Consider the following 4,510-nt stretch of genomic DNA (forward strand, 5'->3'; position numbering starts at 1 on the left):
TTGGAATGGAATTCCTGTCCCGGCCAGTTTCGAGCGATGAAAGGCAAGCCGTTGCTCCGGCCGGCTTCGCAGAATCTGCGCATGGAAATCTATCTCGACGCGAACGCCACCACCCCCGTGCTGCCGCAGGCCCGCGAGGCCGCGCTGGCGGCGATGGCGGAGGACTTCGGCAACCCCAGCAGCATCCACAGCACCGGCCTGAAGGCGAGGGCGCTGATGGACGGTGTGCGCGCCCGCGCGCGTCGCGTGCTGGGGGCGGGCAGCGGCCGGCTGCTGTTCGTCAGCGGCGCGACCGAGGGCATCCAGACGGCCGTGCTGTCGAGCTTGAGCGCGCTGCGCGACCGCCCGGGCCGGCCCGAACTGCTGTACGGCGCCACCGAGCACAAGGCCGTGCCCGAGGCGATCCGGCACTGGAACGCGCTGCTGGGGCTGAACCTGCCGGTGCTGGCCATCCCCGTCGGCCGCGACGGCCGGCACGACCTGGCCTGGCTGCGCGAGCACGCGCCGCGCGCCGGGCTGGTCTGCACGATGGCGGCCAACAACGAGACCGGCGTCGTCAGCGACCTGGACGGCATCGCGGCCGCACTGGCCGGCAGCCCGGCGCTGTGGCTGGTGGACGGCGTGCAGGCGCTGGGCAAGCTGCCGCTCAGGCTCGACGAGCGCCGCATCGACTACGCGCCGTTCTCCGGCCACAAGCTCTACGCGCCCAAGGGAGTCGGCCTGCTGTACGTGCGCGACGGCGCGCCGTTCACGCCGCTGCTGGCCGGCGGCGGCCAGGAGGGCGCGCTGCGGGCGGGCACGGAGAACATGTCCGGCATCGCCGCTTTGGGTGCCGTGCTGGCGGCGCTGGAAGACGGCGGCATCTTCCGCGACGCCGCCACCCTCGGCGCCTTCCGCGACCGCCTGGCCGATGCGCTGCAGCAGGCCTTCCCCGGCCTCGTTTTCAACGCGCCGCCGGACCTGTGCCTGCCCACGACGCTGAACTTCGCGGTGCCGGGCGTCAGCGCCAAGCTGCTGCTGGACCTGTTCGACGCCGCCGAGCTGCGCGTCAGCGGCGGCTCGGCCTGCAGCGCGGCCAAGGCGGCGCCGAGCTATGTGCTCGAAGCCATGGGCCTGCCGGCCTGGCAGAGCGCCTCGGCCGTGCGGCTGTCGTTCGGGCCGGTCGCTGACGCCGCCTTCATCGACGAGGCCTGCGCGCGCATCCGTGTCTGCGGCGAATCGCTGCGCGACAGCTGCCTGAGCCCGGGCGCCGCGGGCCAGGCGCTGCCGGCCGACGGGTTGACGCGTTTCGTCGTCGACGGGGCCTGCTGCTACCTGCTGGCCGACGCGGCCAGCCGCCGCGCCGTCGTCGTCGACCCGCTGCCCGAGCTGACCGGGCGCCTCGCCCAGTGGCTGCGCTGCCAGGGCTACGCGCTGGCCGCCGTGCTGGACACGCACAGCCATGGCGACCACGCGTCCTCGGCCCCCGAGCTGTGGGCCGCCGCGGGCCAGCACGCGGGCGATGTCGACAGCCTCGGCTGGCCGCACGACGCCGAGGCGCTGGCGCTGGGCGCGCTGACGCTGACACGGCTGCCGGTGCCCGGCCACACGCAGGACTCCACCGCCTACCTGCTGCACGACGCTGCCAGCCTGCGCCAGGTGTTCGTCGGTGACACCGTCATGCCCGGCGCTTTGGGCCGCAGCGACTTCGCGCAGAGCGCGCCGCAGCAATACGCCGCGTCGCTCGCACGCCTGGCGCAGGCCGCAGGCCCGCACACGCTGCTGCTGCCCGGCCATGACTACGACGACCGCTTCGCGACGACGCTGGCCGTCGAGTGCGACGCGCAGCCGCTGCTGGCCGACGTGCTGGCCGGCCGCCTGGACGCCGCCGGCTTTGCGGCCGCCAAGGCGCGGCTGGAGCAGGGCCTGGCGCTGACCGAGTACCAGACCGTCGCCTGCGGCGCGCGTGTGGACGGCGGCTGCCTGCTGGCGTCCAGCGAACTGGCCGTCGACGCGCTGCGCGGGCTGCTGCGCCGGCACCCGGCGCTGCTGCTGGTGGACGTGCGCGAGCCCTACGAGCAGCGGCTGGGCCAGGCCCCCGAGCTGGGATCGGCCGTGCGCCGCGAGGCCGTCGCGCTGAGCGGGCTGCCCGATGCGCTGGCACGCTGGCTGGCGCTGCCGGCCGACACGCCCATCGTCTTCTTCTGCCGCAGCGGCAACCGCAGCGCGCAGGCCGCGCAGGCGCTGCGCCGGCTGGGCCGCGCGCAGGCATGGAGCCTGGCCGGCGGGCTGGCGCTGTGGCCGCGTGCGCTTCCCGCACAGGCCGATGCGGCGCTGGCGATCTGATCGAGTGAACTGTGCCGGCATGACCGGCCAGTTCGTCGCATCGCCCCCCGCTTTATGTCCGGCGCGACACACGGCGGCTACGGACGGCTTACCTGGGCTTCCAAGAATGGCTTCACCCCTCAACCCCAAGGAGTAGCCATGACGACGATCAGCGGCCTGGGCGGTGCAGACCGCTCCTGGCAGACCACGCAGAGCGCCCAGAACCGCAAGGCCGAGCACGAGGCCCGCCTGTTCGCTAAGGTGGACAGCGACGGCAGCGGCGGCGTCGACGCCACCGAGCTGGCGTCCATGCTGGAGCACACCGGCCAGTCCGGCGACAGCGCCGCGCTGCTGAAGAAGATGGACGGCAACGGCGACGGCAGCCTGTCCCAGGACGAGCTCGGCCAGGGCATGCGCGACCTGATGCCGCCGCCGGCATCGACGCTGGACTTCGCGCAGTCGCGCGGCGCGGCCAACGACGAGGTGGACGTGTTCGCCGAGCTGGATGCCGACGGCGACGGCTCGCTGACGCGTGCCGAGTTCGAGGCCGGCCGGCCCGCGCCTCCCCAGGGTGGGCCGGGCGGCATGCCACCGCCGCAGGCCGCCGGCAGCACCAGCGCCACGTCGACGACCTACGACCCGCTGGACGTCAACCAGGACGGCACCGTGTCGCAGATCGAGCGTCTGGCCGGCCAACTGAAGGAGCTGGCCGCGGCCGGCTCGGACGACCCGGCCCAGGGCTCGGCCACGTCCGAGATCGCCCAACTGGCGCAGAAGCTGTACGACCAGATCGCGAAGAACTGGTTGCAGCCGCAGACCACCGCGACCCAGGTCAGCACGAGCGCCTGACGCGGCTCACAGCCGCGTGGCGACTTCCTCGGCCAGTGCGAGGCAGGACGTCAGCCCCGGCGACTCGATGCCGAACAGCTGCACGAGGCCGGGCGTGCCGGTGTCGATGCGGAAGTCCGCCGCTGCCTCGCCCGGGCCGCTCAGCTTGGGCCGGATGCCGCTGTAGGCCGGCTGCAGCGCGCCCGCCGGCAGGCCTGGCCAGTAGCCGCGCACCTCGGCTTCGAAGGCGGGCGCGAGGGCCGGGTCCACGGCGTAGTCGAGTGCCGCCGGGTCGGTGTCAGGCAGCCACTGCACGTCGGGCCCGAAGCGCGCCTGGCCGCCCAGGTCCAGCGTCAGGTGCACGCCCAGCCCGCCGTCCACCGGCAGCGGGTAGATCAGCCGTGAGAACGGCGCCCGCCCGGCCAGAGAGAAATAGTGGCCGCGCGCAAAGTACAGCGGCGGCGCTGGAACTCCCAGCGCCTCGCTCAGCTGGCCCGCGAACAAGCCGGCCGCGTTGATGACCAGGCGTGCGCCCAGCTCGAAGTCGTCGCCCGCGCGCAGCCGCCAGGCGTCGCCGTCGCGCTCGCCGCCCGTCACCGGGCTGGCGAGCGCCAGCGTCGCACCGGCGGCCTCGGCATCGGCCAGCAGCGCCGTCATCAGCCCGTGGCTGTCGACGATGCCGCTGGACGGCGACAGCAGCGCGCCGGCCGCCTGCAGCGCCGGTTCCAGCGCCAGCGCGTCCGAGCGGCCCAGCAGGCGCAGGTCGTCCACGCCGTTGGCGGCGCCGCTGGCGGCAATGGCTTCCAGCCGCGTGACGTCCTGCGGCCGCGTTGCCACCACCAGCTTGCCGCAGCGCCGGTGCGCGATGCCGCGCGCCGCGCAGTAGTCGTACAGCAGCGCCTTGCCGCGTACGCACAGCCGGGCCTTCAGGCTGCCGGCCGGGTAGTACAGGCCGGCGTGGATGACCTCGCTGTTGCGCGACGAGATGCCGGTGCCGATGGCGCCGGCGGCCTCGATGACGACGACCTCCCGGCCCCGTTGCGCCAGTTCGCGCGCAATGGCCAGCCCCACCACACCGGCGCCGATGACGGCAACGTCCACTTGATCCATGGCCGCCAGCCTAGGCCATGCCGCGCACCGGCAACGGCAATTGCCGGCGATTGGTGTCAAGGGTTTTTACGCGTAGCGATGCGGCGGCTCCCACGGCGTGAGGCGCGGCGCCCCCCGGCTGAGGGGTGCTGTCGCCCGGACGGGTGACGGGCCCCCTGCGTGAATTTCTCACGCCGCGCAGAAGATCTGAGCACTGGCATCCGCCCGGTTGCGGCGTGCGCGCGTGCGCGCGCCCCGGCTGGATGACCGACGTGAGCGGAGACGGCAC

General features: G+C 73.8%; 3 protein-coding genes. 2 read left to right on the plus strand and 1 reads right to left on the minus strand.

Annotated elements, in window-relative coordinates; translation table 11 throughout:
- The first annotated feature begins 81 nt into the window (after positions 1-81).
- Together ACG04Q_RS04915 and xopAW are read left to right on the plus strand one after the other, a co-directional pair.
- Positions 82-2,325 carry an aminotransferase class V-fold PLP-dependent enzyme gene (locus ACG04Q_RS04915; protein WP_394509750.1) on the plus strand — a complete coding sequence of 748 codons (2,244 nt, stop codon included), beginning with the start codon at positions 82-84 and terminating at the stop codon, positions 2,323-2,325.
- Positions 2,326-2,463: 138 nt separating this feature from the next.
- Entirely contained in the window at positions 2,464-3,153 is a 690-nt protein-coding gene (gene xopAW / locus ACG04Q_RS04920; protein ID WP_394509752.1) for a XopAW family type III secretion system calcium-binding effector, read from the plus strand.
- A 6-nt stretch (positions 3,154-3,159) separates the two neighbouring features.
- Here xopAW and ACG04Q_RS04925 read toward each other — a convergent pair whose 3' ends face one another.
- Entirely contained in the window at positions 3,160-4,242 is a 1,083-nt protein-coding gene (locus ACG04Q_RS04925; protein ID WP_394509753.1) for an NAD(P)/FAD-dependent oxidoreductase, read from the minus strand.
- Positions 4,243-4,510: the final 268 nt, after the last annotated feature.

Origin of the sequence: Pelomonas lactea (assembly GCF_043555885.1) — a bacterium.
Taxonomy (GTDB): Bacteria; Pseudomonadota; Gammaproteobacteria; order Burkholderiales; family Burkholderiaceae_C; genus Pelomonas; species Pelomonas lactea.